The following is a 23,469-nucleotide window of genomic DNA, read 5'->3' as shown; positions in this document are numbered from 1 at the left end:
ATCACAGCACGACCGGACCCGCCAACGGCGGTAACGCTACAAATCCCTACGATCACACTGCGGCATCACGGGCATAGGCTCGCAAACTGCACTCTGAGACGGCAGAACGATTCGAACGGAGTCGAGAAGTAAGGCGCCTCGGCGGAAGGACGATGCCGGTTCATCGCGGCTGGCGGCGGGGCCGATGAAGGTCGGCGAGTTGGTTGGGCACGGCCACCGTTAGCAGTGACCCGCGCAGGCTGGATGATTCTTCATTCGGGTCAGGCCGTCGCCTGCCCGGGGCAACTTGCGGGATGGGAGATGGCGAGCGTCCGGGGGGCGAAGGGGGTGGAGCCCCCTGGGAGGCAGGGCCTGGAGCTATGAGCGCGAAGCGCCCTGAAGCGAAAGACCTCGCAGTCAAGGCCCACAGATGCTGGGAGCGGGTGACGGGAATCGAACCCGCGCTGTCAGCGGAGGTGGAGAGGCGGTGTGCACCTCAACCAGACAGAGCGGTTTTCCATCCTCCGCCAATACTGTCCAGTCAGGTGTCTGCCGGTCCCAGGGGCGGTCATACACCGCTTGCAGCCCGGCCCGACGCAGCGCGGCTCCGGTGGCCATCTCGATATGAACGGGCCAATAGTGCTCATCCAGCCAGACGTTCCGGGCGAGGCGGTCAGCCTGCTTGACGGGTAGTTGATCAAGCTGTTCATCGAGCCAGGCTCGACGCAACATGAACTCGTCGCCTACAGCGTTGTCGTAGGTCAGGGCCCGCCCCTGTGGAGTCTTGCCGCCGTGGATACGTCGGTACTTCTCGACAAACTCCGGACCGAATCGCTTCGGCGAGGGCGAGGAACTGTCCACCGTACGAATTGTGACGCAGTGACCACGCAGGCGAGGCGGAAGCCGTGACTTTCTGCTGAGAAGGAGTTCTCTTGGAGCACCTAACAGAATGATGTACATCATCGTGCTGGTTTGTCAGTGAGGGATCTTGCGGTGACGACGTGATCACCAACTAGACACAGCATGTATAGCTTGCATATATAGTTGCGACCCGCCGGTGTCCAGCGAGGGAAGGCAGGGGGGATCTTCCTGATGAGCAGCCGCTTCGGGGCGATCGCAAAGCTCAGCGGTTGGTGGACATCCGCACTGCTGGCAGGCGCGGGATTCGGTGTTGTCACCAATCTCGCCCAGGGCTGGCTTCCAGGCGCCTGGAACCAGGTCGCCAACTCCGGTGCTGTCTGGTGTGTCCCGGCGTTCGTCGCCGGCGCCCTGCTTGCCGGCTGGGCGTCAGCGCGGTCAGCCGCCGTCGCCGGCCTGTGTGCCTCGATCGGCCTGGTCGTTGGGTATTACGGGTACGCGGAGTTCGGCCGTGACGGCATGGGCAGCGTCACCTATCCGCTGCTGTGGCTTGTGATGGCGGTCATCAGCGGCCCGTTGTTCGGTGTGGCTGGGCTGTGGTGGCGGAACGGACGCACCATCCGTAACCGTGTCATCGGGCTCGCCGCGCTGGGAGGTGTCTTCGGGATGGAAAGCATCCTCTATGCCTTCGTCCTGCATTACGCTCCGCAGGCATGGGCCTGTCTGGCCGTCCTGGTCCTTGTACCGCTGGTGATGGCACGTCGGCAAAGAGAGCGGATGCCGACCCTGCTGACGGCCCTGGCCCTCGCGCCACTGGCGTACTTGGTCGTCGGATTCCCACTTCAGTACGTGACGGCATGAGGTGGATCGCAGACCGCAGACACAGTGGGGCCGGTCTCCTGGCCATCCACGCGCTTCACTTGGCTAGGGGTTCTTAGAGGGCACATGACCGTGGAGAACCGCAGGCGTTGGAACCCACAACATCCATTACCACCCCCGCATCCTGCGCACGATCCCTGATGGTCCCCAGCACGCCCTCGACGTAGGTTGCGGCGAGGGCATGCTCGCCCGCGAACTGCGACGGACCGTGCCGAGCGTCACTGCCATCGACCTCGACGTGCCCAGCATCGACAAAGCCCGCGGGCATCCATCTGTGCGCGGCGCGGCAACCACCGGCGCCCAGGCCGCACGCCCGGACGGCGGGCGGGCGGAGGGCCGGGGGTACGGCGGTGCGCCGCGCCGCCGCTTGGTGCCGCGCCCTGGTGTCGCTCGCCACTTTCGGCAGTATGCGCTGGGGCGAACTGGCAGCGCTCCGGCGGCACAACGTTGACCTGGAGGCCCGGACGGTCCGGATCGAGGCATCGGTCTCCGAGATGAGGACCGGAGAACTCGTCACAGGGCGGCCCAGGACCGATGCCGGCGTCCGCGTCGTCACGCTGCAGGAGGTCGTCATGGGTGACCTGGAGTGGCACCTTCAGCGATTCAGCGAGGAGAAACCTGACGGCCTGGTCTTCGTGGGTGAGCAGGGGGCCCAGCTTCGCCGCAGCAACTTCTCCAAGATCTGGGCCAAGGCGATCAAGCAGGCCGGTCTTCCGGCAATTCACATTCATGATCTCTGTCACACCGGCAACACCCGGGCCGCCATGACGGGAGCGTCCCTCAAGGAGTTGATGACGTGCATGGGACACAGCAGTACCAAGGCAGCGGTGATCTATCTACACGCGGCCAAGGATCGGGACCAGGTGATCGCCGACGCCCTTGGAGAGATCTTCAAGGAAGGCCTCAAGCCGAAGGGCGAAGCAGTCGGGGGCGACGCTTCAACGCTCACGCCGGTCGACTGAAACAGCAAGATCAATCGTTCTGGCACGCCGACAACAAAAAAGATCAAGGGGTCCGGGCTCGGATTCCTGTCCTGACCTGGGGTATGTGGAGCGGGTGACGGGAATCGAACCCGCGCTGTCAGCTTGGGAAGCTGATGTTCTGCCATTGAACTACACCCGCACGAACCGAAGTGCGCGTCCCCCACTGTAGCGGAAACTTGCCCCCCAACAGCAAACCCAACGCCCCACCTTTTCCGGCCGGGACGGTAAGTTGGCTCACCGTGTTGCTATCTGACCGTGACATCCTTGCTGAGATCGACTCCGGCCGGCTCGCCCTGGACCCCTTCCAGCAGGACATGATCCAGCCGTCCAGCATCGACGTACGGCTCGACCGCTACTTCCGTGTCTTCGAAAACCACAAGTACCCTCATATCGACCCCTCCATCGAGCAGCCGGATCTCACGCGGATGGTCGAGCCGTCCGGTGACGAGCCGTTCATTCTGCATCCGGGGGAGTTCGTCCTGGCCTCCACCTACGAAGTGATCTCGCTTCCCGACGATCTGGCCTCGCGGCTGGAGGGGAAGAGTTCGCTCGGACGGCTCGGCCTGCTGACGCACTCGACCGCCGGCTTCATCGATCCGGGGTTCAGCGGGCACGTCACCCTGGAGCTGTCCAACGTGGCGACGTTGCCCATCAAGCTGTGGCCCGGGATGAAGATCGGGCAGTTGTGCGTGTTCCGGCTCAGCTCGCCCGCCGAGCACCCGTACGGGTCGGCCAAGTACGAGTCCCGCTATCAGGGTCAGCGGGGCCCCACGCCGTCCCGGTCGTTCCGGAACTTCCACCGGACGAAGATTTGAGTGAACAACAGGTGAACATTTAGGAAACGCCGTGGCGGGATCAGCCCTTCGTGCACCCGCCAACAGGCCATGTCAGCGGCCAGATTTCCCTGCAAAAAGCGGCCAAACTACTCCGGACCCCGGTGTCGCACAACATACGCAGGGTAGCCAGAAGGCGAAGAGAACATGAAGTTCGCATTTCGCCTGGTAACCCGTACCCTCTTCCACGGACCATCCCCGCACATCTGGAGAACGACGTGCGCCTGCGTCTCACGCCACGTGAGGACAGCTACTACGACCTGTTCGCCGACTCGGCGAACAACCTGGTCACGGCATCCCGTCTGCTGGTCGAGATCATCAGTGACGGATCGGACAGGGAAGCCCTGGCCGAGAAGATGCGCGCCTGCGAGCACGCCGGTGACGAACGCACCCATGCGATCATGAACCGGCTCAACGAGAGCTTCATCACTCCGTTCGACCGCGAGGACATCTACCGCCTCGCCTCCAACCTCGACGACGTGATGGACGCCATGGAGGCCGCCTCCGACCTCATCGTCCTCTACCAGATCGACCACCTCCCCAAAGACGTGGTCCGGCAGGTCGAGGTCCTGGAACGTGCCGCCGAGCTGACCGCCGAGGCGATGCCCCGGCTGCGTTCCATGAAGAACCTCAACGAGTACTGGATCGAGGTCAACCGCCTGGAGAACCAGGGTGACCAGGTCTACCGCAGGCTGCTGGCCAAGCTGTTCAGCGGCGAGTACGACGCCCTCACCGTCATGAAGATGAAGGAGGTCGTCGACGCCCTGGAGGAGGCCGCCGACGCCTTCGAGCACGTGGCCAACACCGTCGAGTCGATCGCGGTCAAGGAAAGCTAGGCCCAGTGGACCTCACGCTCGCCCTCGTCATCGGCGTGGTCGTCATCTCCCTGGCCTTCGACTACACCAACGGGTTCCACGACGCGGCGAACGCCATCGCGACCTCCGTCTCGACCCGGGCGCTCACTCCCAGGGCCGCACTGTTCATGGCCGCGGCGATGAACTTCATCGGCGCGCACCTGGGCACTCAGGTCGCCCAGACAGTCGGAAAAGGGATCATCGACGCTCCCAACGGTCCGCACGGCCTGGTCGTCGTGGCCGCGGCGCTCATCGGCGCGATCGCCTGGAACCTGATCACCTGGTACTTCGGGCTGCCCTCCTCCTCCAGCCACGCGCTGATCGGCGGTCTGGTGGGCTCCGCACTGGCCTCGGCCAGCGTGGTGCACTGGGACGGCGTCGTCGAGAAGGTCGTCATCCCGATGATCCTGTCGCCGCTGATCGGGTTCAGCCTCGCCGCGTTGATCATGATCGCAATTTATTGGATCTTCCGCAACAGCCAGCCGGGCAGGACCAACCGCGGCTTCCGCTACGCGCAGACCGTCTCGGCCGCCGCCATGGCGCTCGGGCACGGCCTGCAGGACGCGCAGAAGACGATGGGCGTCATCTTCCTCGCGCTGACGGTCGGCGGGTACGCCAGCCCCGGCGAGGGGATCCCGCAGTGGGTCATCCTGAGCGCCGCCGGTGCGATCTCGCTCGGCACGTACGCCGGTGGCTGGCGCATCATGCGCACGCTCGGCCGGCGGATCATCGCGCTCGACCCGCCCCAGGGGTTCGCCGCCGAGTCGGCCGCGGCCACCGTCCTGTACGGTGCCGCGATCGGGTTCGGCGCGCCGATCTCCACCACCCACACCATCACCACGGCGATCATGGGCGTCGGCGCGACCAAGCGGCTGAGCGCCGTGCGGTGGGGCGTGGCCGGCAACATCGTGACCGCCTGGGTGCTCACCATCCCGGCGGCGGCCCTCGTGGCGTCGCTGGCCTACGCGGTGCTCCACCTGATGGTGGAGTAGGGGCGGCCCGCCCGGCGCGGGCGGGGCTATCCGCCCGCGTACATCACGTCCACGTCCCAGCGGGCGAAGCCCAGGGACTCGTACAGCCTGATCGCCGCCGTGTTGGCCTCGTCCACGTAGAGCATCGCCTGGGCGAGGCCGCGCGAGCGCAGGTGGGTGAGGCCGGCCAGGGTGAGTGCCCGGCCCAGGCCGGTGCCCTGCTGGGAGGGGTCGACGCCCACGACGTAGACCTCTCCGAGCGGCTCGTGCCCGTGCTCGGACGAGCCGTGGATCTTGGTCCAGTGGAAGCCGGCGAGCCGGTCGCCGCGCATGGCCAGGAAGAAGCCCTCGGGGTCGAACCAGGGCTCGTGCTCGCGCCGGAGCAGGTCGTCGAGCGTCCAGGCGCCCTGCTCGGGGTGGTGGGCGAAGGCGGCGGCGTTCACCGTGAGCCACGCCTGCTCGTCCTGTCCAGGGACGAACGTGCGCAGTTCCACGCCTTCAGGAAGCGTGTAGGGCGACAGCGGGGCGAACAGCGAGCGGCGCATCTGCCACAGCGAGCGCACGCGCTCGAAGCCGAACGACGCGGCCAGCGCCCCGGCGCCCGCGTGGTCGCCGTGCGCCCACAGCCGCACCGTGCCGCCGGCCAGCTCCAGTACGGCCCGCAGCAGCCGCGTGCCGTGTCCCTGACGCCGGTGGGCGGGATGGACGACCAGTTCCGCGCTCGGTCCCTCGACCTCGTCGGTCAGGTCGACGTGCGCGTAGGCCACGGGCGTGCCGTCGCCGCTGTGCAGCAGCAGCGAGCGGGCACGGGGGTCGCCGCCGTAGCGGAGATGGAGCATCACGTGCTCGTTGAGCGGACGGACACCGTCCGCCTCGGTCGCCGCCTCGACGATGCCGAGAACCTGGGAGACCTCTTCGTCGTCGAGTCGTTCACAGATCTTCACGTCCGCACCCACACAAGGAACTCTAGGCGTACCAATGGCGAACAATGCCATTGGCTGTCCCGGTCAATCGTTACCTTTGCGACATTCGTTGCATAGGGAGACGTCGTAACGTCCCTGTCATGACGTCACGCACCCTCCTCCGGCTGTGCACGGCCGGTGTCGCGACCGCGGCCGGGATCGCCCTGGCCATGGCGCCCGCGGTCGCCGCGACCAGCGGCTCGGCCGGAAACGGCCACGGCGGGCCGACCGTCCCGGTCCGCCTGCTGAGCATCAACGACCTGCACGGCAACCTGGAACCCCCGTCCGGCTCCTCCAGCCGCGTCCTCGACCCGGACGGGCCGCTGGTCGACGCCGACGGCTCGCTGACCGGGCTCGCGGGCGGCAAGTACTCGATCGCCGGCGGCGCGTCGTACCTGGCGACGTACGTCAAGCAGGCGCGCACCGAGAACACGCTGGTCGTGGCGGCGGGCGACCTGATCGGCGCGTCCCCGCTGATCTCGGCCGCCTACCACGACGAGCCCACCCTGGAGGTGCTCGGCTCGCTCGGCCTCAGCGCGACCGCGGCCGGCAACCACGAGTTCGACGAGGGGTACGCCGAGCTGCAGCGTCTCATGAACGGCGGCTGCCACCCGGTGGACGGCTGCTCGCCCGCCGGCCAGTGGAAGGGCACGGACTTCGACTTCCTCGCCGCCAACGTCCTCAAGGAGGGCAGCGACCGGTACGCCCTGCCGCCGTTCTACGTCAAGAAGATCAACGGCGTGCAGGTGGGCTTCATCGGCCTGGTGACGGCGACCACGCCGACCATCGTCACCGCCGAGGGCATCAAGGGCCTGCGGTTCACCGAGGAGGTCGCCGCGGCGAACCGGGCCTCGGCCTACCTGGCGAGCAGGGGCGTCAAGGCGCAGGTCGTCCTCATGCACGAGGGTGACTCGATCACCCCGAACCAGAGCCCGGACGCCTGCTCGGTGAACACCGCCAACGCCGGCTCGCGCATCGCCCGGGAGCTGAACCCGCAGATCGACCTGGTCATCAGCGGCCACTCCCACCAGGCGTACGTCTGCAAGACCAAGGACCCGGCCGGCCAGGACCGCTTCTACACGCAGGGCTCGTCGTTCGGCCGCGTGCTGACCCAGATCGACCTGCGGGTCGACAAGCGCACCAAGGACGTGATCCGCTCCTCGGTCACCGCGGACAACAAGGTCGTCGCCCGTACGGTCACGCCGGACCCGCAGGTCGAGGCGCAGGTCCAGGCATGGCGGACGCGCAGCGCCGAGGTGGCCAACCGCAAGATCGGCACGATCACCGGTGACGTCACCAACGTCGTCAACAACACCTCGGCCGCGACCACCCGGCCGGAGACGCCTCTCGGCGACCTCATCGCCGACTCCCAGCTGGAGGCGGCCAAGGCGGGCGGCGCCGAGATCGCGCTGATGAATCCGGGCGGCATCCGCACCTCGCTGACGTACGCGCAGTCGGGGTCGGAGGGCGACGGCGTCGTCACCTACGGGGAGGCGTTCGCCGTCCAGCCGTTCAGCAACCTCGTGCAGGTGCGGACGTACACCGGCGCGCAGCTCAAGGCCCTGCTGGAGCAGCAGGTCTGGACGCCCAACCCGACGACGGGCGCGATCAACCACCGGATGTTGCAGGTGTCGTCGTCGCTGACCTACACCTTCGACACCACCAAGCCGGTGGGCTCGCGCGTGTCGGACGTCAAGCTCAACGGCACGCCCGTCACCGACACCCAGTCGATCAAGATCGCCGCGAACAACTTCCTGATGGGCGGCGGCGACGGCTTCTCGGTGTTCACGCAGAGCACGGACACCTGGAGCGGGCCGATCGACCTGGACGCGTTCACGGCGTACCTGACCGCGCACTCGCCGATCACCCCGTCGGCGGCCGACCGCATCACGCTCGTCAAGTGATCCCCGGGCCGGGGGTCCCGCCGCGCGGGGCCTCCGGCTCCTCCCGCAACCGCACCAGCCACTTGCGCTCGACCTCCGCCGCCAGGTCCACGCCGTGGTGGCGGGCCATGAGCAGCACGTGACACAGCACGTCGGCCAGCTCCGCGCGGAAGCCGGCGTCGATCTCCTCCGGGTCATCCCCCTGGTGCGCGCCTGACCGGCGCGCATGAGGTACGCCTGGGTCAGCTCGCCGACCTCCTCCTGGAGCTTGAGCAGGTACCAGGCGTCGTCGCGGACGATCCCGAGCAGCGCGGCGTAGCGGTCGGAGACGCGTTCGACGTCACGGCCCAGCCGCCGCAGATCCATCCGCCGAGTCTAGGCGGACGCCTCCGCCGAGGGGTGGTCTCAGCCGCGGTACAGCGGCAGGCAGGCGATGAGACGGGCGCCCGGCCCGTGGTCGGCGACCTTGAGGGTGCCGCCGTGCGAGGCGCAGATCTCGCGCGACAGCGGCAGGCCCAGCCCGCTGCCGCCCTTCTCCTTCCGGCGGGCGGCCTCAAGCCGGGTGAACCGTTCGAAGACGCGCTCGCGGTCGGCCGGCGGGATGCCGTCGCCGTCGTCGGTGACCGAGATGCAGACGTCGTCCCCCTCCACCCAGACCTTGAGGTCGATCCGGGAGGCCGCGTGCCGGGTGGCGTTGTCCAGCAGGTTGGTCAGCAGCCGGTCGAGCTGGACGGGGGAGCCGAGCACGGGGGCCTGGGCGCACATGTCCACGACGATGGGGATCGGGCCGCCCTCGCGGCGGCGTACCTGCTCCTCGGCCAGGCGGCACACGTCGACGACGCGGCGGTCGGGGATGGCGCCGGCGTCCAGGCGGGCCAGCAGGAGCAGCTCGTCGATGATCCCGGTGAGGCGTTCGGCGGCGGCCAGGGCGCGGGCGCCGGTGGCGGGCCAGTCGGTCTCGTCGGGGTAGGAGTTGGCGACCTCCAGCTGGGTGCGCAGGGCGGAGATGGGGCTGCGCAGCTCGTGGGAGGCGTCGGCGACGAAGCGGCGCTGGGTCTCGGCGGAGCGTTCGAGGCGGTCGAGGGTGTGGTTGGTGGTGGCGGCCAGGTCGGTGATCTCGTCGCCGGTGTCGGGGACGGGGACGCGCCTGCTGAGGTCGCGGCCGGTGATCTCGGCGAGCTCGGCGCGGATGCGTTCCACCGGGCGCAGCGCGGAGGCGACCACGACCCAGGTGATGCCGGCGACGATCACCAGGGTCAGGGGCGTGCCGAGGAACACCATGGCGTTCAGCCAGGACAGCGCCCGGTTGACGTCGCTGAGCGAGGAGGCGCCGTACACGGTGACCGGCGCGCCTTCGGGGGTGCGCACCTGGAGCGCCATGATCAGGTATTGGGCCTCCTTCTCGTCCCTGAGGCCGGTGAGCGTGCTCTCGGCGCTGTAGAGGGTCTCCGGCTTCTCCACCCGCATGCCCGACAGCCGCTGGCCGTGGTGCAGCCCGGGGCTGGTGGCGAGGACGTGTCCGTTGGCGTCGATCACTTGCAGGAGCTGCACGCGGGCCGGGGCCTCCAGTGTCGGGGGGAGTTGCCCGGCGCGCGCCTCGCTGGCGACCCTGCGGACGGCCAGCTCCACCCGGGTCTCCACGAGCCCGTGCAGGTTGTCCGGCCCGAGGGTGAGGGCGAGCGTGCCCATGACGGCCAGGACCACCGCCGCCACCAATGTCGCGAGTGTGGTCAGGCGTCCCCGGATCGAGCGGGGAAAGAGCCTTGTCGCCATCCCCTTAGACCTACCCATAGGGACCCGGACGGGGAAAACGGCGGATCGAGATTCGGTAAGCGGCCCGCAAAGAGGGGTGTCCCGCCGGGCCGGCCCGGCGTCCCGCTCGAATAGTGGCTCACGTGGGAGGCGCCGGAGCGCGACAGCGGATCGCCCCGCCGGGGGCGCTCCAGGCCATCCACCACGTCCGCGCCGGAGCCGGTCAGGGCTGGTGGGACGCGGGCTCCTCATCCTGGGCACGCCGCCGGTCCTCGGCGGGCGGCCGCCGCGACGCATGGGCAAGGTGATCGATCTGTGCCGCACCACCACCATCTGAGCGCGGCCTGGGCCGCTCCGGCGCTTGTCGTGCTGGTCACGTACGTGGTGCTGGCCGGGCGGACGACGTGGAGCCGCCGGCGTACCGCGAGCTTCGTCACCGGCTGCGCGCTGGTGACCGTGGCGCTCACCGATCCCGTGGCCTCGCTGGCCGCGGCCGACTTCCGCGGCCGCGTGCTGCAACACGTGCTGATCGGCCTGCTCGCGCCCCCGGTCCTGGTCATGGGGGCGCCGGTGACGCTGCTGCTGCGTTCGCTGACGGCCGCGCGAGCCCGCCGGGTGACCTGGGCGCTGCGCGGGCCCGCCGCGCACCTGCTGGCCAACCCGGGGACGGCGCTGGCCCTGAGCGCCGGCGGCATGGCGGCCCTGTACTGCACGCCCCTGTACGGGCTCGTCCCCGCCCCGCTGGCGCACGCGTACTTCCTGCCGGCCGGTTGCCTGTTCGCCTGGGTCGTCGCCGGGCCGGACCCCGCGCCGCGCCGCCCGCCGATGCCCGTACGGCTGGCCGCGCTCGCGATGTCGATCGCCGTGCCCGTGGCCCTGTCCCGGATCATGGACGCCGGCCGGCTGAATCTGCCGGTGCCGTCCGACCAGCTCAGGGGCGCGGCGGAGATCCTCCACCACGGCGGCGACGCGGCGGGCCTGCTGCTCGCCCTGGCCCTGGCGGCGTCCTGGCTGCGACGGCGCGCTCCCGAGAACGTCGAGGTCGAGTCGCCGGCCGCCGGGCTCACCGTCCGGGTGCCGGGGACGCCCGAGCCCGTCCGGCGGGCCGTCCCCGACCGCGAGCCCGCGAGGGCACGCGGCCCGCTCACCCCCTCCGAGTACGGCGACGACCTGGACGAACCCGACCCCGCCGACCTGTAGCCGTCCGGTCAGCGAGCGGCGCGGGAACGGAGGAGGTCGTAGAGCGCGGCGGCCAGGGCCATGAGCACGAACCCCAGCACCACCAGCAGGCCGTGCCGGAAGGCCGTCGGCCAGCCCTGCGGCAGCGAGCCGAAGAACGCCGAGCCCGCCGCCGCGATGCCGATCGCCGAGCCGAGCCGCTGGCCGGTCTGCAGCACCCCGGCGGCGCTGCCGCCGCCCTCGGGCGGCACCTCCGACAGCGTGATCGCCTGGTTGGGCGAGATCACCAGGCCGCTGCCGATGCCCGCGACCAGCAGCGGCAGCGCGGTCGCCGCCCCCACGCCGGTCCCCGGCACCAGCAGGGTGGCCACCATGGTCCCCAGCAGGCCCGCGATCACCGTCCCGAGCCCCACCGCGACCAGCTTCCTGCCCGCCCGCCCGACGAGCCTGCCGCCGACCACCGACGACCCGGCGGACCCGAGCGCGAAGGGCGTGATCGACAGGCCGGCCAGCAGCGCGCTGTAGCCCTCGCCGCTCTGCAGGTACAGGGTGAAGGCGAAGAAGATCCCGGTGAACCCGGCGAAGTAGAACAGGGCGATGGCCGACCCGAGACTGTAGGAGCGCCGGGAGAACAGCGCCAGGTTCACCAGCGGCTCTCTGGGATACAGCCGTTCCCAGAGCACGAACCCGGCCAGCACCAGCAGCGCGGCCGGCACGAGCAGCCACTTGGCCTCGCCCTTCCACTGGTGCTGCTGGATGAACGGCAGCAGCAGGGTCGCCACGCCCACGCCGAGCAGCAGCACGCCGACCGGGTCCATGCTCTCCCGCCGCCCGGTCCGCACCGGCCCGGGTGCGGGCGCGGGCAGCCACTTCCAGGCCAGCGGCAGCAGCGCGATTCCGATGGGCAGGTTGACCAGGAACACCCACCGCCAGCCCTGCTCGGCCCCGAACCCGGTGACCAGCGCGCCGCCGATCAGCGGCCCGGCGGCGGTGGACACGCCGATGGTCGCGCCGAGCGCGCCGAAGGCCCGTCCGCGTTCGTGGCCCAGGAACATCTGCTGGATCAGCCCGGACACCTGCGGGTTCAGCGTCCCGGCGGCCATGCCCTGCACGAGCCTGGCCGCGATCAGCACCGGCATGCTCCAGGCGAACCCGCAGGCCGCGCTGGCCGCCGTGAACAGCACCACACCCCACATGAAGAGCGCCCTGCGGCTTCTGGCGTCGCCCATCCGCCCGGCCGGGACCAGCAGCAGGCCGAACGTGAGCGCGTAGCCCGACAGCGTCCACTGCAGCCCGTCGTCGGAGGCGTGCAGGCCCGAGCGGATCGAGGGCAGGGCCACGTTGACGATGCTCACGTCCAGGCCCGACATGAACGCCGCCACCAGGCACACGCCCAGCGCCCGCCGGCGCGTGTCGGAACCGGATGCCTGCATCGCGACCTCTCTGCGGGAAAGCGGCCGCGATCAGGATTCCCCCCAGGGTGGGAAATATCGTCCATGGCGGACAATGATTTCTTTGCCGGGTCCACGTGAAGGAGCAAGTGATCATGGACACGATGGCCGTGGAGCGGAACGGCATCAACGCCGTCCCCGACGGTGAGCGGCACGGTAAGCCGTCCGATCTCTTCTGGCCCTGGGCGGGGGCGAACCTGTCCCTGTTCGGGGTGGCGTTCGGGGTGTACGTGGTCGGGCTGGGCCTCGGCGTCATCCCCGCCGTCGTGACCGGTGCCATCGGGTACGCCTTATCGTTCCTGCTGGTCGGCCTGGTCGCCGTCGCGGGCAGCCGGTCCGGCGTGCCGACGATGACGCTGGGCCGGGCGCCCTTCGGGTACCAGGGCAACAAGCTGCCCGCGCTGCTGTCGTACGTCTCGAACGTGGGCTGGGAGATCGTGCTCGTCACGCTCTCGGCGCAGAGCGGCGCGGCCATCCTGCGGCGCGTGGCGCCCGGCATCCCCGAGACGACCGCCACCGCCGGCTGCTTCGCCGTCTCCGCGCTGGTCGTGATCGCCGTCGGCGTGTACGGCCACGCCATGATCATGGTCGTCCAGCGTTACCTGACGTACGCGTTCGTCGTGCTGACCGTCGTCTACATGATCCTCATGGCCCCCAAGCTGGGCGCCTCGCTGGAGACGACGGCGGGACCCGGCGGCTGGCTGGGCGGCGTCATCCTGGCCATGACGCTGCTCGGCCTGGGCTGGGTCAACTGCGGCGCCGACTACTCCCGCTACCTGCCCGCCGGTTCCCGGCCCAGGTCCGTGGCCCTGTGGACGACGCTCGGCGGCGCGCTGCCGCCGATGGTGCTGCTGGTGTTCGGCGTGCTGCTGGCCGGCGGCGACCCGAAGCTGGCCGAGGCGGCGGGCGGCGACCCGGTGGGCGCGCTGGCCGCGGCGCTGCCGACCTGGTTCCTGCTGCCGTACCTGCTGACCGCGATCGGCGGCTTCCTGGCCGGGGCGATCATGGACATCTACTCGTCCGGGCTGTCGATGCTGGCGCTCGGCGTGCCGGTCAGGCGGCATCTGGCGGTGCTGATCGACGGCGCCCTCATGGTGCTCGGCGGCTACTACCTGCTGTTCGTCTCGGACAACTTCTTCGGCACCTTCCAGGCGTTCCTGGCGATCATCGGCGTCGTGATGGCCGCCTGGGTGGCGATCTTCCTGGTGGACATGTGGCGGCTGCGGGACGGCGGCCGGGCCTACGACGAACGGCTGCTGCGTCCGGGCGCGCCCGCGCTCAACCCGGCCGGGCTGGTCTCCCTGGTGGTGGCCTCGGTCGTGGGCGTCGGCCTGATCACGTCCGCGGACGAGCACATCGCGGCGGTCGTCGGGTTCCTGATGAGCGACGAGCTGAGGAGCAGCACGTTCGGGGCGGCCAACATCGGCGTGGTGATCGCGCTGGTCGTGGCGGGGGCGCTCTACTTCGTCCTCACCCTGCGCCGCCGCTGACCTTCTCAGGACAGGGAAGCCTCCATTACTGTTGGTGAGCAGTTATGGACTTTCCGTGGTTGTCTTCCGTATTGCGGTTGCTCAGATGGTCCGTCCACGGCACCTTCTGGGCGCTGCTGGCGACCGCCCTGACGGACGTGCTGGGCGAGGGGCGGTCGGCCGAGGCCGCCGGCGGCGTGCTGCTCGGCGTGCTCTACGGCGTCGGCCAGCTGCTCGAAGGCGCCCCGCCGCACTTCGCCGGCGCGGCGCGGCCGGTGCTCGGGCGGGTGTGGCTGGGGCTGGTGACCGCGTGCTGGGCCGTCCTGGCGGTGGCGGCGGTGCCGTTCGTGTGGACGGCGTTCCCGCTGGTGTTCGCCTACCTGCGGCTGCTGCCGCTGTGGGCGGGCACGTTCGGCGTCACGGTGCTGACGTCGGCGGCGATCATGGCGGCGGAATGGCACGCGGCCGAGCTGTCGGCGGCGCTCGTCGTGGGGCCCGCCGCGGGCACGGCGATGGTCACGCTGCTGGCCCTGGCCTACCAGGCGCTGTGCGCCGAGAGCATCCGGTCGCCGGCCGGATGAGGCCGGTGCGAGGTCAGTTCGGGTCGGGCCGGCGCCAGGTCTCGAACGGCGCGGGGGAGTTCATGCGGTCCTTGAACTCCCGGGCCCTGGTCAGGCAGTCGGGGCAGACGGGCTCGGGCACCGACCGGGCCAGCGCCTCCGGCGTCGGCTCGCGCCGGGTGCCCAGCACCGTCCGGTCCGGAGGCAGGCCGGTCTCAGGGTCGATGGTCATCATGGTGACGTTCGCCGCGGTGTAGGGGAACGTGCGCTTGCATGCGAAGCAGGTGCCGATCGTGGTGATGTGGTCGTCTTCCATGAATCCGCCCTCCTTTCACCGCACCGTACCTCGCGGTCAGGGATTGCGGCGCAACGCCCACTCGACCGCGGGGCAGCGGTCCATCACGACGTCGAGCCCGGCGTCGAGGGCACGCTGCGCGGCCGCCTCGTCGATCACGCCGAGGGGCAGCCAGACGGCGCCCGCGCCGGCCGCGATGGCCTCGTCCACGACCTGGCCGGCGAACTCCGAACGCCGGTAGATCGCCACCACGTCGGGCTTGACCGGCACCTCGGCCAGCGACGTGTAGCCCGGCTCGCCCAGGACCGGCCTGCCCCCGGGGTGCACCGGGATGATCTTCTTGCCGCGCGCCTGGATGCGCTGGGCCTGGTCGTAGGCCGTGCGCCCCGGGGCGTCGCTCAGCCCCACGAACACCCACGTCCCCGCATCGTGCAGCAGGTGCCTGATCACGCGCTGATCCGCGAAACGATCGTCCATGCCGGTGTCAACACGCCGGGCGCGTGCGGGCTTCCCGGTTATGCCTGGGCGGTCGGCAGCACGACCATCTGGCGCAGGTTGACGTGCCGGGCCCGGCTGACCGTGTAGCCGATCAGGTCGGCGATCTCCTCGGCGGTCAGCGGGGTGAACGCCTCGAACATCCCGGCCAGCTGCGCGCCCAGCTCGGCGTTGTCGATGTGGTCGCCGAGCTCGGTCGCGGTCAGGCCGGGTTCGAGGTTGGTCACGCGTACGCCCCTCGGCCCGAACTCCGGGCGCAGCGAGGCCGACAGGTGGGTCAGCGCGGCCTTGGTCGCGCCGTAGACGGCGTAGTTCGGGAACGTGACGTGCGCGCCGATCGAGGAGATGTTCACCAGGTCGGCCGTACGGCCCGCGTCGGCGGCGGCCAGCAGGTCGGCCGTGAACGCGCCGGTGACGCGGAGCACGCCGGTGACATTGGTCTCCAGCATGCGCGTCCACTCGTCGAGGCGGCCGTCCTCGACGGGGTTCGGCAGCATCACGCCGGCGGCGTTGACGACCAGGTCGGGACGGCCCAGCCCGGTGTGGACGGCCTCCACGGCGGCGGCCACGCTCACATCGTCGGTGACGTCCACGGTGACGGGCAGCGCGGTGCCGCCGTCAGCGTCGATCTTGGCCGCCAGCTCGGCCAGCCGGTCGGCGCGGCGGGCGAGCAGGGCCACCTTGACGCCGTTGGCGGCCAGGAGGCGGGCCGTGGCCTCGCCCATGCCGCTGGCGGCCCCGGTCACGACGGCGATGCGGCCCGAGAGGTTCTCGTAGTTCGTCATGGCTCTCACCCTGGCCGAGCCGGACGGACTTACCCAGCGCACGGCTTTTCCTGGTAAAGCCAGTACTACCCTGAAGCGGTGGAAGGTGATTTGGGGCAGTTTCTCCGTTCTCGTCGGGCCCGGATCCAGCCGGAGGACGCCGGGCTGCCCGCGTCGGGTCGGCGGCGGGTCAGCGGCCTGCGGCGCGAGGAGGTCGCGCTGCTCGCGGGCGTGAGCGTCGACTACTACATCCGCCTGGAGCAGGAACGGGTCCAGAACGTCTCCGACTCCGTGCTCGACGCCGTCGCCCGCGTCCTGCGCATGGACGACACCGAACGCGCCCACCTGCGCGACCTGCTCCGCCCCGCCAGGCACGTCAGCCGGCCGGTCCTGCGGCCCGGACTGAACAGGCTGCTGGACCTGGCCGACGGCATGCCCGCCTTCGTCCTCGGGCCCCGGATGGACGTGCTGGCCTGGAACGCGCTGGCCGACCGCGTCAGCGGCTTCGCCGGCGTCCCGGACGGCCGGCGCAACCAGCTCCTCCAGGTGTTCCTGGCGCCGCACACGCGCACCCTCTACCGCGACTGGCCCGAGGTGGCCGCCGAGACGGTCGCCTACCTGCGGCTGTACGCCGGCCGTCACCCCGAGGACCCGCTGCTGGCCGGGCTGGTCGCGGAGCTGTCGGCCGCCCCCGACTTCGTCCGCCTGTGGGCCGCGCACGGGGTCGCCGAGAAGACGTACGGGACCAAACGCCTGCGCCACCCCGAGCTGGGCGAGCTGGACTTCGAGTACGAGACCCTGGCCGTGCCCGGCCAGCCCGACCTGGTGATCGTCATGTACACCGCCGACCCGGAGTCGGAGACCGGCCGCACGGTCGCCCGACTGCGCAAGGAGATCGGCTCCTCACGGGAACTCGCCCGGTCCGGCCGTGGTTGACCCGGGCGCGGGCCAGTGGGCATCGTGGGGCGGGTGACCGCCGATGACGTCGCTCTGACCAACCTCGACCAGCCGCTGTTCGACGGGTCGGGCGCCACCAAGCGCGACCTGGTCGACTACCTCGACGCGGTCGCCGGCCGCATCGTCCCCGCGCTGCGCGGGCGGGCGTTGTCGGTGCTGCGGGTGCGGCCCGGCCAGGAACCGTTCATGCAGAAGAACCTGCCCAAATACGCCCCTTCCTGGATCAGGACGGTCACCGTCTGGGCCGAGGCGTCCCGCAGGCAGATCTCCTACGCGCTCTGCGACGACCGGCGCACCCTGCTCTGGTTCGCCAACCAGCGAGCCGTCGAGTACCACCCGGCGCTGTTCCTGGACGGCCGTCCCACCCACATGATCCTCGACCTCGACCCGCCCGAGGGCAGCGACTCCTTCCCGCTCGCCGTACGGGCCGCCCACCTGGTCCGCCAGGCGCTCGACGACGCCGGGCTGGCGGGCGCGGTCAAGACCAGCGGGGCCAAGGGGGTGCACGTGTTCGTCCCCGTCCCGCCGGGCACGGCCGTGGACGACCTGGCCGCCGCCACCCGGGCCCTGGCCGCCCGCGCCGAGCGGCTCGACCCGGCGCTGGCCACGACGGCGTTCATCAGGGAGGACCGCGCGGGCAAGGTGTTCGTCGACTCCACCAGGGCCGGTGGCGCGACGGTCGTGTCGGCCTACAGCCCGCGGGTGCGGCCGGGCGTGCCGGTGTCGTTCCCGGTCGCGTGGGACGAGCTCGACCGGGTTGCGCCCGCCGACTTCACCATCCACAACGCGGCCGGGCTGCTCGGCGACCGCGATCCGTGGGCCGAGCTCATGCCGGAGCCGCGTGAGCTGCCCGCCGACCTGGTCGCGGAGGGGCACACGATCCCGGTGGCCCGCGTCCAGGCGATGCACGAGGGCAAGCGTCGCGCCCGCGCCCGGCGAGCAGAGTCACCGTAGTGTCCGGATATTGACGCATTGGCGTAGGCCGATAGACCTTCTCAGGGGTGCGTCGGCGGGTTACTTTCCGAATCATTGCGGCTCGGGGGATTTCTCCGCATCTCACTCCTAGGGGAGCCTGCATGCGCAGAATCATCATCGCGTTGGTCACCGCTCTCGCCTTACCCGTCGCCATGGCGGTACCGGCGAGCGCGGGCCCGCTCGACGACGTCTTCGCCAAACTGCTGGTGAAGCAGGTCAAGGGCGAGAACGTGCGGAAACACCTGGAAGCGCTCCAATCCATCGCCAACGCCAACGGCGGCACCCGCGCCGCCGGCACGCCCGGCTACACCGCCTCCCGCGACTACGTGGCGGGCAAGCTGCGCAAGGCCGGTTACAAGGTCACGCTCCAGCCGATCAACTTCGTCCAGAGCTGGACCGAGAACAGCCCGCCCACGCTGAACCGGACCGCGCCGGACGCCAAGTCGTACGCGCCCAACGAGGACTTCTACTCCTTCCAGCCCTCACCCGCCGGTGACGTGACCGCACAGGTCCAGGGCGTGGACCTGATCCTGCCCCCGACCCCGACGCCCACCTCGACCAGCGGCTGCGAGGAGTCGGACTTCGCCGGGTTCGTCGCCGGGCGCATCGCGCTCATCCAGCGCGGCACCTGCGCGTTCGCCCAGAAGATCCGTAACGCGGGACGGGCCGGCGCGTCCGGGATCATCGTGTTCAACGAGGGCCAGCCGGGCCGGACCGACGCCTTCCCGCTGGACATCGGCGAGTGGCGGGCGAACGTGCCCATGGTCTTCGCCGACTTCGCCGTCGGCAACGAGCTGGCCACCGGCACGCCGACCGTACGGCTCAAGGTCGACGCCAACCTCGTCCTGGGCACCAACGACAACGTGATCGCCGAGTCCCGGTTCGGCGACCCGCGCAACGTCGTCATGATCGGCGGGCACCTCGACAGCGTGACCGCCGGGCCGGGCATCAACGACAACGGCTCGGGCAGCGCGACCATCCTTGAGGTGGCCGAGGAGATGGCGCTGTTCCCGGTCAAGAACAAGGTGCGCTTCGCGTTCTGGGCGGCAGAGGAGATCGGCCTGCTCGGCTCCGACCAGTACGTCGAGTCGCTGTCCCAGGCCCAGCGCGACAAGATCCGGGTCTACCTGAACTTCGACATGGTCGCCTCGCCCAACTACGCGTACAAGCTGTACGACGGCGACGACTCCGACGGCCAGGGCTCGCCGGCCGGCCCGCCCGGATCGGCGCAGATCGAGCGGCAGCTCGCCGACTTCTACACCTCCCGCCACCTGCCCACCGTGGGCACCGACTTCGACGGACGCTCCGACTACGGGCCGTTCATCGCGGTCGGCATCCCCGCGGGCGGGATCTTCACCGGCGCCGAGGGCATCAAGACGGCGGAGGAGGCCGCGCTGTTCGGCGGCGTCGCCGGACAGCCCTACGACGCCTGCTACCACCAGGCGTGCGACACGCTCACCAACATCAACACGACCGCGCTCGACGTGGACGCCGACGCGGTGGCCGACTCCACGGCCAGGTTCGCCTTCAACCTGAGCGGCATCCCGCCGCGGACCGCCGCCGCGAAGAGCAAGGCCGCTGTCACCTCACAGTCGGCAAGCTGATCCGGTGATCCCGGGCGGGCCCGTCCGTCCGGGATCGCTCACGTGGCGGAGTGCGTGGGGGAGCGCAGGGCGGCCAGCAGGGCGGCGGGGTCGTCGGCGAAGAAGCGGATCGAAGTGACCTCGGCCCGCTTTCCGAGCGGCCGCACCGCGACGACCGGCTCGCTCAGCTCCACCGTCACGTTCGTCCTGGACGCGACCGCGACGCCCAGCCGCCCGCCGTCCACGCTGATCAAGCCGGTCTCGTTGTAGCTCTGCGCGGTCCGGACGGAGGCGATGAGGTCGCGGGGCACGCGGAGATCGAAGTAGGCGGCGTACCGGACGCGCAGCTCGTCCTCGGTGACCACGTGGGGCCTGGTGACGGAGGCGGCGGCCATGAAGACGACGAACAGCAGGCTGTACAGGTCGCCGACCAGCACCGGCACGCGGATCGCCGCCGGTACGTCGTTCACCACCAGCAGCAGGTCCACGACCGCCGTCTCGACGACCATCGCGAACATGAACAGGCCCAGGGTGAACGCCTGCTCCTTGGCGTACGACACGGTGGTCGCCCCCGCCGGGACGCCATGCCGCCGCCTGGCCAGCCACAGGGCCACGCTGGTCAGCCCCACCAGCTCGAACCTGAGGACCGCGCGCACCACGCCCATCATCCCGCCCCCTCCTTGGACCCGATCTCCGTCAGTTCGGTGAACAGCAGCCGGAGCACCTCCGCCTGAGCGGGCGACAGCTCCTCGGTCATCGCCTCCATCCAGGACAGGTCGGCCCCGGGCCCGGACGGCACCATCGCGGCCAGCTCGTCGGGGATGTGGGCGGCCATGTCCTCGGCGAGCGGCCCGACCCGCTCGTCCCCGGCCTCCGCGTCGGCCAGCTCGTCGAGCCGCCGGTACAGCTCGCGCCCGGCGGCGAGCGCGCCCGGCTCGGTCATCGGGCGCATCAGCTCGGCCAGCCCTGTCTGGCCCTGCTCGTCGGACAACATGGTGGCCAGGGTCAGCAGCTCGTGGTCGAACGTCCCGAAGGCCGACCCGTCGCCGCCCAGGTCACGCAGCACGGCCGCCGCGTCGGGGGACATCATCGACTCCGGGCTCAGGTCGGGCTGGGCCAGCAGTGCCGCCAGCCGGGCCCGCCGCGCCGCGATGGCCTCCTGCTGCCTGGCCAGGTCGGCGTCCAGCTCCTGCAACGCCTCCCGGAAGTCCACGCCCCGCTCGTCGGCCAGCGCGTCCCGCAACTCCTCCAGCGACAGCCCGAGCCCGGCCAGATGCCGCACCCGCGCCAGCCGTACGGCGTCGCGCAGCCGGTACTCGCGATAGCCGTTGGGAAGCCGTTCAGGCTCGGGCAGGATTCCCAGGTGGTGGTAGTAGCGCACGGTACGGGTCGAAACCCCGACCAGCGCGGCCAATTCGCCGATCCGCATGCCCTCATTGAACAGTTTGACGTCGCGTCAAGGTCAAGCCGGTGGGGTTCCGGATCGCGAGGCTGAACGGTCCGAGGAACGTCTGGTTCGGGCCGTTCGTCGTCATTGCGTGCCCCTCTCCCCGGAACTCGACGAACGGCTGCGCGAGGCGTCCGCCAGGATGCACCGCGCCGAACACGTCCGGCGCCTGCGCAGGAACGTCGCGCAGCAGATCGCGGACGTCCGCGGCACCCTGAAGGGCCTGGAGTCCGAGCTGGCCGACGAGGAGCGCGACGTCGCCCGGCTGGAGGGCGGGCTGTCCGCCGTCCTGTCCCGCATGCTGGGCAACCGGGAGGAGCGGCTGGCGCGCGAGCGCGCCGAGGTGGTGGTGGCCAGGGAACGCGTGGACGGGCACCGCGCCCGGCTCGCGCAGCTCGAAGCCGACGTCGCCGCGGCCGACGCCGAGCTGGCCGTGCTCGACCCCGCCTCCCGCGAGTACGCGCGGCTGCTGGTCGAGAAGGAGCAGCAGCTCATCCGGAGCGGCGATCCGCGGGCGCGGGAGCTGGCCGACCTCGCCGCCGCGCTCGACCGGCTGAGCGCCGAGGTGCGGGAGTGCGACGAGGCCCACCAGGCGGGGCAGGGCGCGCACGAGGCGCTCGCCGTCGTGCTGCGCCTGCTCGACTCCGCCAGGACGGCCTCCACCTTCGACGTGTTCGGCGGCGGCCTGATCGCCGACGCCTTCGAGCACGACAGGCTGACCAGCGCCGACAAGGCCGCCTGGCACGCCCAGAGGGCTCTGGACGTCTTCTCCCGTGAGCTGGCCGACACCGGGATCGCGGCCCGGCCGGTGATGCCCAAGGTGGACACGCGGTGGTTCGTGGACGCCTTCTTCGACAACGTCATCAGCGACGTGCTCAAGCATCAGCGCATCGAGAAGACCAGGGCCGAGGTGCGGAAGCTGGCGCAGTGGGTGCGCCAGACCAGGGCGCATCTGAGGGGGCGGCGGGCCCAGTTGCTGGACGAGCAGTCGCGGCTGCTGACCAGGCGCGGGGAACTGCTGCGTCCCGAGTAGCCGCTCGCCGAGCAGCACCGACCTCTGTCGTCACCGATAGTAGTTGAACGACTGCAAAGCGTGAAAGATGAGTGAGGACGCCGGCGCCACGGCGCCGTACCTCAAGGGACAGGAACGCGCTCATGCTCCGTACCACGACCAGCCTGACCGGCCTCGCCACCGCCGCCGCACTCGTCCTGAGCCTGGCGACCCCCGCCTCGGCCGCGACCGGCACCCTCTACATCAACCGGGCGCAGTACGACGACCCCAGCGGCTGCTACACCTCCGACAGCGCGAACCCCTTCGTCTACAACCGGACCGACGGCGTGGCCATCGCGTTCCTCGGGCCGAACTGCCGGGGGCCGGTGACCGGCACGGTGCCGCCGAACGAGGGCCAGGAGATCGTCGGCACCAGCGTGTTCATCCAGTAGGGGAAATCGTTCGGCCACGGCCCCACGGTGTTGGGTGGGGTCGTGGCCGTAGTCGTTCCAGGGAGGGGTGCGTCTCACATCGAGGCGGCGCCGGAGGCGAGGGCGACGATGCCGACGACGGTCATCAGGAGCGTCGTGCCGGGGTGCATCGTGATCGAGATGCGGATGTCCTGCTTCTTCCAGGCGAGCCAGACGCCCGGGTAGAGGAAGACGAGCTTCGACAGGACGGTCCAGGGGGCCCAGAAGTGGTACACGGAGAAGAGGAGGGTGTTGAAGATCGGGGCCCACTTGCCGAGCTGCGGCAGGCGGGGCAGCAGGAAGCCGCGGAAGTAGTACTCCTCGATCAGCGGCAGGGTGAAGCCGGTGAACGGCCCGCAGACGAGCAGCGTGGTGAGCACGACCGCCTGCGGGTAACCCTGGAGGTAGGTGGTGCCGCCGGGGCCGGCGCCCTGGTAGTCCACCCAGGTGAAGAACCAGTCGTAGACGAGGTTGTCCAGCGGGGTCAGCGAGAGCGAGACGACGGTCATCCACACGAGGCACGCGCCCCCGAGCCACATGACCTTGCCGCGCGAGAGCGGCTTGTCGCGGTAGCGGACGACGCCCTTCATCGTGAAGCGGCCGGTCTGCTTCTTGCCCAGCCACAGCAGGAACAGCTGGATCGGGAAGAGCACGATCGCGAGGGCCATGGCCCAGGCCGCGAAGATCGGCGCCCCCATCGCCCGCACCAGCGGGGCGGCGACGAACGCGTACACGGCGACGATGGCCGCGCCGGGCACCAGGTGCAGTGCGATGGAGAGCGGGACGGAGTGACGGTCCGCGAGGAGCTTCGCGACGAAGCCTGTCGGGTGTGCGCCGGCCGGGGGCCGCGTTGCTGTGTCCATGCCGGCAATCGTGGCC

At 70.3% G+C, this 23,469-nt stretch carries 26 protein-coding genes and 1 tRNA gene; 15 read left to right on the top strand and 12 right to left on the bottom strand.

The features are described from left to right. Positions 1–396: 396 nt before the first annotated feature. Positions 397–840: a hypothetical protein gene (locus AB0J97_RS33645; RefSeq protein ID WP_364096200.1), complete on the bottom strand. Its 444-nt coding sequence runs from the start codon at positions 838–840 to the stop codon at positions 397–399. 231 nt (positions 841–1,071) lie between these two features. Here AB0J97_RS33645 and AB0J97_RS33640 point away from each other — a divergent pair, with 231 nt between their 5' ends. From AB0J97_RS33640 to AB0J97_RS33630, 3 genes are all read left to right on the top strand, one after another. Next, positions 1,072–1,698: a DUF6518 family protein gene (locus AB0J97_RS33640; protein ID WP_364096197.1), complete on the top strand. Its 627-nt coding sequence runs from the start codon at positions 1,072–1,074 to the stop codon at positions 1,696–1,698. 199 nt (positions 1,699–1,897) lie between these two features. Beyond that, complete coding sequence (locus AB0J97_RS33635; RefSeq protein WP_364096194.1) at positions 1,898–2,167, top strand: hypothetical protein; 270 nt, start codon at positions 1,898–1,900, stop codon at positions 2,165–2,167. Continuing rightward, positions 2,067–2,678 carry a site-specific integrase gene (locus AB0J97_RS33630; protein ID WP_364096191.1) on the top strand — a complete coding sequence of 204 codons (612 nt, stop codon included), beginning with the start codon at positions 2,067–2,069 and terminating at the stop codon, positions 2,676–2,678. The genes AB0J97_RS33635 and AB0J97_RS33630 overlap by 101 nt, the downstream gene beginning before the upstream one ends. A gap of 86 nt (positions 2,679–2,764) precedes the next feature. Here AB0J97_RS33630 and AB0J97_RS33625 read toward each other — a convergent pair. Beyond that, positions 2,765–2,838 (bottom strand) — tRNA-Gly (locus AB0J97_RS33625). A gap of 100 nt (positions 2,839–2,938) precedes the next feature. Between AB0J97_RS33625 and dcd the strand changes: the two genes are divergently transcribed. The 3 genes from dcd (at position 2,939) to AB0J97_RS33610 (ending at position 5,378) form a co-directional block, all read left to right on the top strand. Continuing rightward, positions 2,939–3,514 (top strand): dCTP deaminase, encoded by a 576-nt coding sequence (dcd, locus tag AB0J97_RS33620; RefSeq protein WP_357706156.1) that lies wholly within the window; start codon positions 2,939–2,941, stop codon positions 3,512–3,514. Positions 3,515–3,750: 236 nt separating this feature from the next. Continuing rightward, entirely contained in the window at positions 3,751–4,368 is a 618-nt protein-coding gene (locus AB0J97_RS33615; protein WP_106243913.1) for a DUF47 family protein, read from the top strand. A 5-nt stretch (positions 4,369–4,373) separates the two neighbouring features. Then, on the top strand, positions 4,374–5,378 hold the full coding sequence (locus AB0J97_RS33610) for an inorganic phosphate transporter (RefSeq protein WP_357706157.1): 1,005 nt from the start codon (positions 4,374–4,376) through the stop codon (positions 5,376–5,378). Between the two features lie 26 nt (positions 5,379–5,404). Here the strand turns inward: AB0J97_RS33610 and mshD are convergent, their stop codons facing one another. Further along, positions 5,405–6,313: a mycothiol synthase gene (gene mshD, locus AB0J97_RS33605; RefSeq protein ID WP_364096187.1), complete on the bottom strand. Its 909-nt coding sequence runs from the start codon at positions 6,311–6,313 to the stop codon at positions 5,405–5,407. Between the two features lie 107 nt (positions 6,314–6,420). Here mshD and AB0J97_RS33600 point away from each other — a divergent pair, with 107 nt between their 5' ends. Continuing rightward, positions 6,421–8,223, top strand: coding sequence for a bifunctional metallophosphatase/5'-nucleotidase (locus AB0J97_RS33600; protein WP_364096184.1), 1,803 nt, complete (start codon positions 6,421–6,423; stop codon positions 8,221–8,223). On the opposite strand, the gene AB0J97_RS33595 is transcribed toward AB0J97_RS33600, so the two are convergent. Together AB0J97_RS33595 and AB0J97_RS33590 are read right to left on the bottom strand one after the other, a co-directional pair. Next, positions 8,216–8,353 carry a hypothetical protein gene (locus AB0J97_RS33595; protein ID WP_364096181.1) on the bottom strand — a complete coding sequence of 46 codons (138 nt, stop codon included), beginning with the start codon at positions 8,351–8,353 and terminating at the stop codon, positions 8,216–8,218. The two genes, AB0J97_RS33600 and AB0J97_RS33595, sit on opposite strands and share 8 nt — an antisense overlap. A gap of 254 nt (positions 8,354–8,607) precedes the next feature. Beyond that, positions 8,608–9,975, bottom strand: coding sequence for an ATP-binding protein (locus tag AB0J97_RS33590; protein ID WP_364096178.1), 1,368 nt, complete (start codon positions 9,973–9,975; stop codon positions 8,608–8,610). 294 nt (positions 9,976–10,269) lie between these two features. On the opposite strand from AB0J97_RS33590, the gene AB0J97_RS33585 reads away from it, so the two are divergent. Then, positions 10,270–11,154, top strand: coding sequence for a cytochrome c oxidase assembly protein (locus AB0J97_RS33585; RefSeq protein WP_364096175.1), 885 nt, complete (start codon positions 10,270–10,272; stop codon positions 11,152–11,154). An 8-nt stretch (positions 11,155–11,162) separates the two neighbouring features. Here the strand turns inward: AB0J97_RS33585 and AB0J97_RS33580 are convergent, their stop codons facing one another. Next, entirely contained in the window at positions 11,163–12,566 is a 1,404-nt protein-coding gene (locus AB0J97_RS33580) for an MFS transporter (RefSeq protein ID WP_357706163.1), read from the bottom strand. Between the two features lie 113 nt (positions 12,567–12,679). Between AB0J97_RS33580 and AB0J97_RS33575 the strand changes: the two genes are divergently transcribed. Together AB0J97_RS33575 and AB0J97_RS33570 are read left to right on the top strand one after the other, a co-directional pair. Then, positions 12,680–14,074, top strand: a complete 1,395-nt coding sequence (locus tag AB0J97_RS33575) for a cytosine permease (protein ID WP_357706164.1) — start codon at positions 12,680–12,682, stop codon at positions 14,072–14,074. A gap of 77 nt (positions 14,075–14,151) precedes the next feature. Then, on the top strand, positions 14,152–14,634 hold the full coding sequence (locus AB0J97_RS33570) for a hypothetical protein (RefSeq protein ID WP_364096171.1): 483 nt from the start codon (positions 14,152–14,154) through the stop codon (positions 14,632–14,634). Positions 14,635–14,647: 13 nt separating this feature from the next. Here the strand turns inward: AB0J97_RS33570 and AB0J97_RS33565 are convergent, their stop codons facing one another. From AB0J97_RS33565 to AB0J97_RS33555, 3 genes are read right to left on the bottom strand one after another with little or no spacing between them, the layout of a single operon-like run. Then, on the bottom strand, positions 14,648–14,929 hold the full coding sequence (locus AB0J97_RS33565) for a hypothetical protein (RefSeq protein ID WP_357706166.1): 282 nt from the start codon (positions 14,927–14,929) through the stop codon (positions 14,648–14,650). Positions 14,930–14,965: 36 nt separating this feature from the next. Beyond that, positions 14,966–15,385: a CoA-binding protein gene (locus AB0J97_RS33560; protein ID WP_357706167.1), complete on the bottom strand. Its 420-nt coding sequence runs from the start codon at positions 15,383–15,385 to the stop codon at positions 14,966–14,968. A gap of 38 nt (positions 15,386–15,423) precedes the next feature. Then, positions 15,424–16,188 carry an SDR family oxidoreductase gene (locus AB0J97_RS33555; RefSeq protein ID WP_364096168.1) on the bottom strand — a complete coding sequence of 255 codons (765 nt, stop codon included), beginning with the start codon at positions 16,186–16,188 and terminating at the stop codon, positions 15,424–15,426. 78 nt (positions 16,189–16,266) lie between these two features. Between AB0J97_RS33555 and AB0J97_RS33550 the strand changes: the two genes are divergently transcribed. From AB0J97_RS33550 to AB0J97_RS33540, 3 genes are all read left to right on the top strand, one after another. Beyond that, positions 16,267–17,103: a helix-turn-helix transcriptional regulator gene (locus tag AB0J97_RS33550; protein ID WP_364096165.1), complete on the top strand. Its 837-nt coding sequence runs from the start codon at positions 16,267–16,269 to the stop codon at positions 17,101–17,103. A 33-nt stretch (positions 17,104–17,136) separates the two neighbouring features. After that, the gene (locus AB0J97_RS33545) at positions 17,137–18,078 is read left to right on the top strand and encodes an ATP-dependent DNA ligase (RefSeq protein WP_357706170.1); all 942 of its coding nucleotides are present in this window, start codon (positions 17,137–17,139) and stop codon (positions 18,076–18,078) included. Between the two features lie 122 nt (positions 18,079–18,200). Next, a complete protein-coding gene (locus tag AB0J97_RS33540; protein WP_364096162.1) occupies positions 18,201–19,703 on the top strand; it encodes a M28 family metallopeptidase in 1,503 nt (500 codons plus the stop codon). Between the two features lie 38 nt (positions 19,704–19,741). Here the strand turns inward: AB0J97_RS33540 and AB0J97_RS33535 are convergent, their stop codons facing one another. Both AB0J97_RS33535 and AB0J97_RS33530 read right to left on the bottom strand, forming a co-directional pair. After that, the gene (locus AB0J97_RS33535; protein ID WP_364096159.1) at positions 19,742–20,350 is read right to left on the bottom strand and encodes a hypothetical protein; all 609 of its coding nucleotides are present in this window, start codon (positions 20,348–20,350) and stop codon (positions 19,742–19,744) included. After that, positions 20,347–21,111, bottom strand: a complete 765-nt coding sequence (locus AB0J97_RS33530) for a MerR family transcriptional regulator (protein WP_364096156.1) — start codon at positions 21,109–21,111, stop codon at positions 20,347–20,349. The genes AB0J97_RS33535 and AB0J97_RS33530 overlap by 4 nt, the downstream gene beginning before the upstream one ends. 109 nt (positions 21,112–21,220) lie before the next feature. Here AB0J97_RS33530 and AB0J97_RS33525 point away from each other — a divergent pair, with 109 nt between their 5' ends. Together AB0J97_RS33525 and AB0J97_RS33520 are read left to right on the top strand one after the other, a co-directional pair. Further along, on the top strand, positions 21,221–22,162 hold the full coding sequence (locus AB0J97_RS33525; protein WP_364096153.1) for a hypothetical protein: 942 nt from the start codon (positions 21,221–21,223) through the stop codon (positions 22,160–22,162). A gap of 122 nt (positions 22,163–22,284) precedes the next feature. Then, the gene (locus tag AB0J97_RS33520) at positions 22,285–22,572 is read left to right on the top strand and encodes a hypothetical protein (RefSeq protein ID WP_364096150.1); all 288 of its coding nucleotides are present in this window, start codon (positions 22,285–22,287) and stop codon (positions 22,570–22,572) included. Positions 22,573–22,646: 74 nt separating this feature from the next. Here the strand turns inward: AB0J97_RS33520 and AB0J97_RS33515 are convergent, their stop codons facing one another. Then, positions 22,647–23,453 carry a CPBP family intramembrane glutamic endopeptidase gene (locus tag AB0J97_RS33515; RefSeq protein ID WP_364096147.1) on the bottom strand — a complete coding sequence of 269 codons (807 nt, stop codon included), beginning with the start codon at positions 23,451–23,453 and terminating at the stop codon, positions 22,647–22,649. Between the last annotated feature and the right edge of the window lie 16 nt (positions 23,454–23,469).

It is taken from the genome of Nonomuraea sp. NPDC049607, from assembly GCF_040675375.1.
Classification (GTDB): Bacteria; Actinomycetota; Actinomycetes; order Streptosporangiales; family Streptosporangiaceae; genus Nonomuraea.
Note: the sequence above shows the minus strand (reverse complement) of the source record. Positions and strands in the feature narration are given on the sequence as shown.

Coding starts and splice junctions, on each gene's coding strand:
- AB0J97_RS33640 (WP_364096197.1), top strand. CDS start 1,072: ATGAGCAGCCGCTTCGGGGCGATCGCAAAGCTCAGCGGTTGGTGGACA.
- AB0J97_RS33590 (WP_364096178.1), bottom strand. CDS start 9,975: ATGGCGACAAGGCTCTTTCCCCGCTCGATCCGGGGACGCCTGACCACA.
- AB0J97_RS33575 (WP_357706164.1), top strand. CDS start 12,680: ATGGACACGATGGCCGTGGAGCGGAACGGCATCAACGCCGTCCCCGAC.
- AB0J97_RS33565 (WP_357706166.1), bottom strand. CDS start 14,929: ATGGAAGACGACCACATCACCACGATCGGCACCTGCTTCGCATGCAAG.
- AB0J97_RS33555 (WP_364096168.1), bottom strand. CDS start 16,188: ATGACGAACTACGAGAACCTCTCGGGCCGCATCGCCGTCGTGACCGGG.
- AB0J97_RS33530 (WP_364096156.1), bottom strand. CDS start 21,111: ATGCGGATCGGCGAATTGGCCGCGCTGGTCGGGGTTTCGACCCGTACC.
- AB0J97_RS33535 (WP_364096159.1), bottom strand. CDS start 20,350: ATGATGGGCGTGGTGCGCGCGGTCCTCAGGTTCGAGCTGGTGGGGCTG.
- AB0J97_RS33540 (WP_364096162.1), top strand. CDS start 18,201: ATGCGCAGAATCATCATCGCGTTGGTCACCGCTCTCGCCTTACCCGTC.
- AB0J97_RS33600 (WP_364096184.1), top strand. CDS start 6,421: ATGACGTCACGCACCCTCCTCCGGCTGTGCACGGCCGGTGTCGCGACC.
- AB0J97_RS33635 (WP_364096194.1), top strand. CDS start 1,898: ATGCTCGCCCGCGAACTGCGACGGACCGTGCCGAGCGTCACTGCCATC.
- AB0J97_RS33580 (WP_357706163.1), bottom strand. CDS start 12,566: ATGCAGGCATCCGGTTCCGACACGCGCCGGCGGGCGCTGGGCGTGTGC.
- AB0J97_RS33515 (WP_364096147.1), bottom strand. CDS start 23,453: ATGGACACAGCAACGCGGCCCCCGGCCGGCGCACACCCGACAGGCTTC.
- AB0J97_RS33560 (WP_357706167.1), bottom strand. CDS start 15,385: ATGGACGATCGTTTCGCGGATCAGCGCGTGATCAGGCACCTGCTGCAC.
- AB0J97_RS33520 (WP_364096150.1), top strand. CDS start 22,285: ATGCTCCGTACCACGACCAGCCTGACCGGCCTCGCCACCGCCGCCGCA.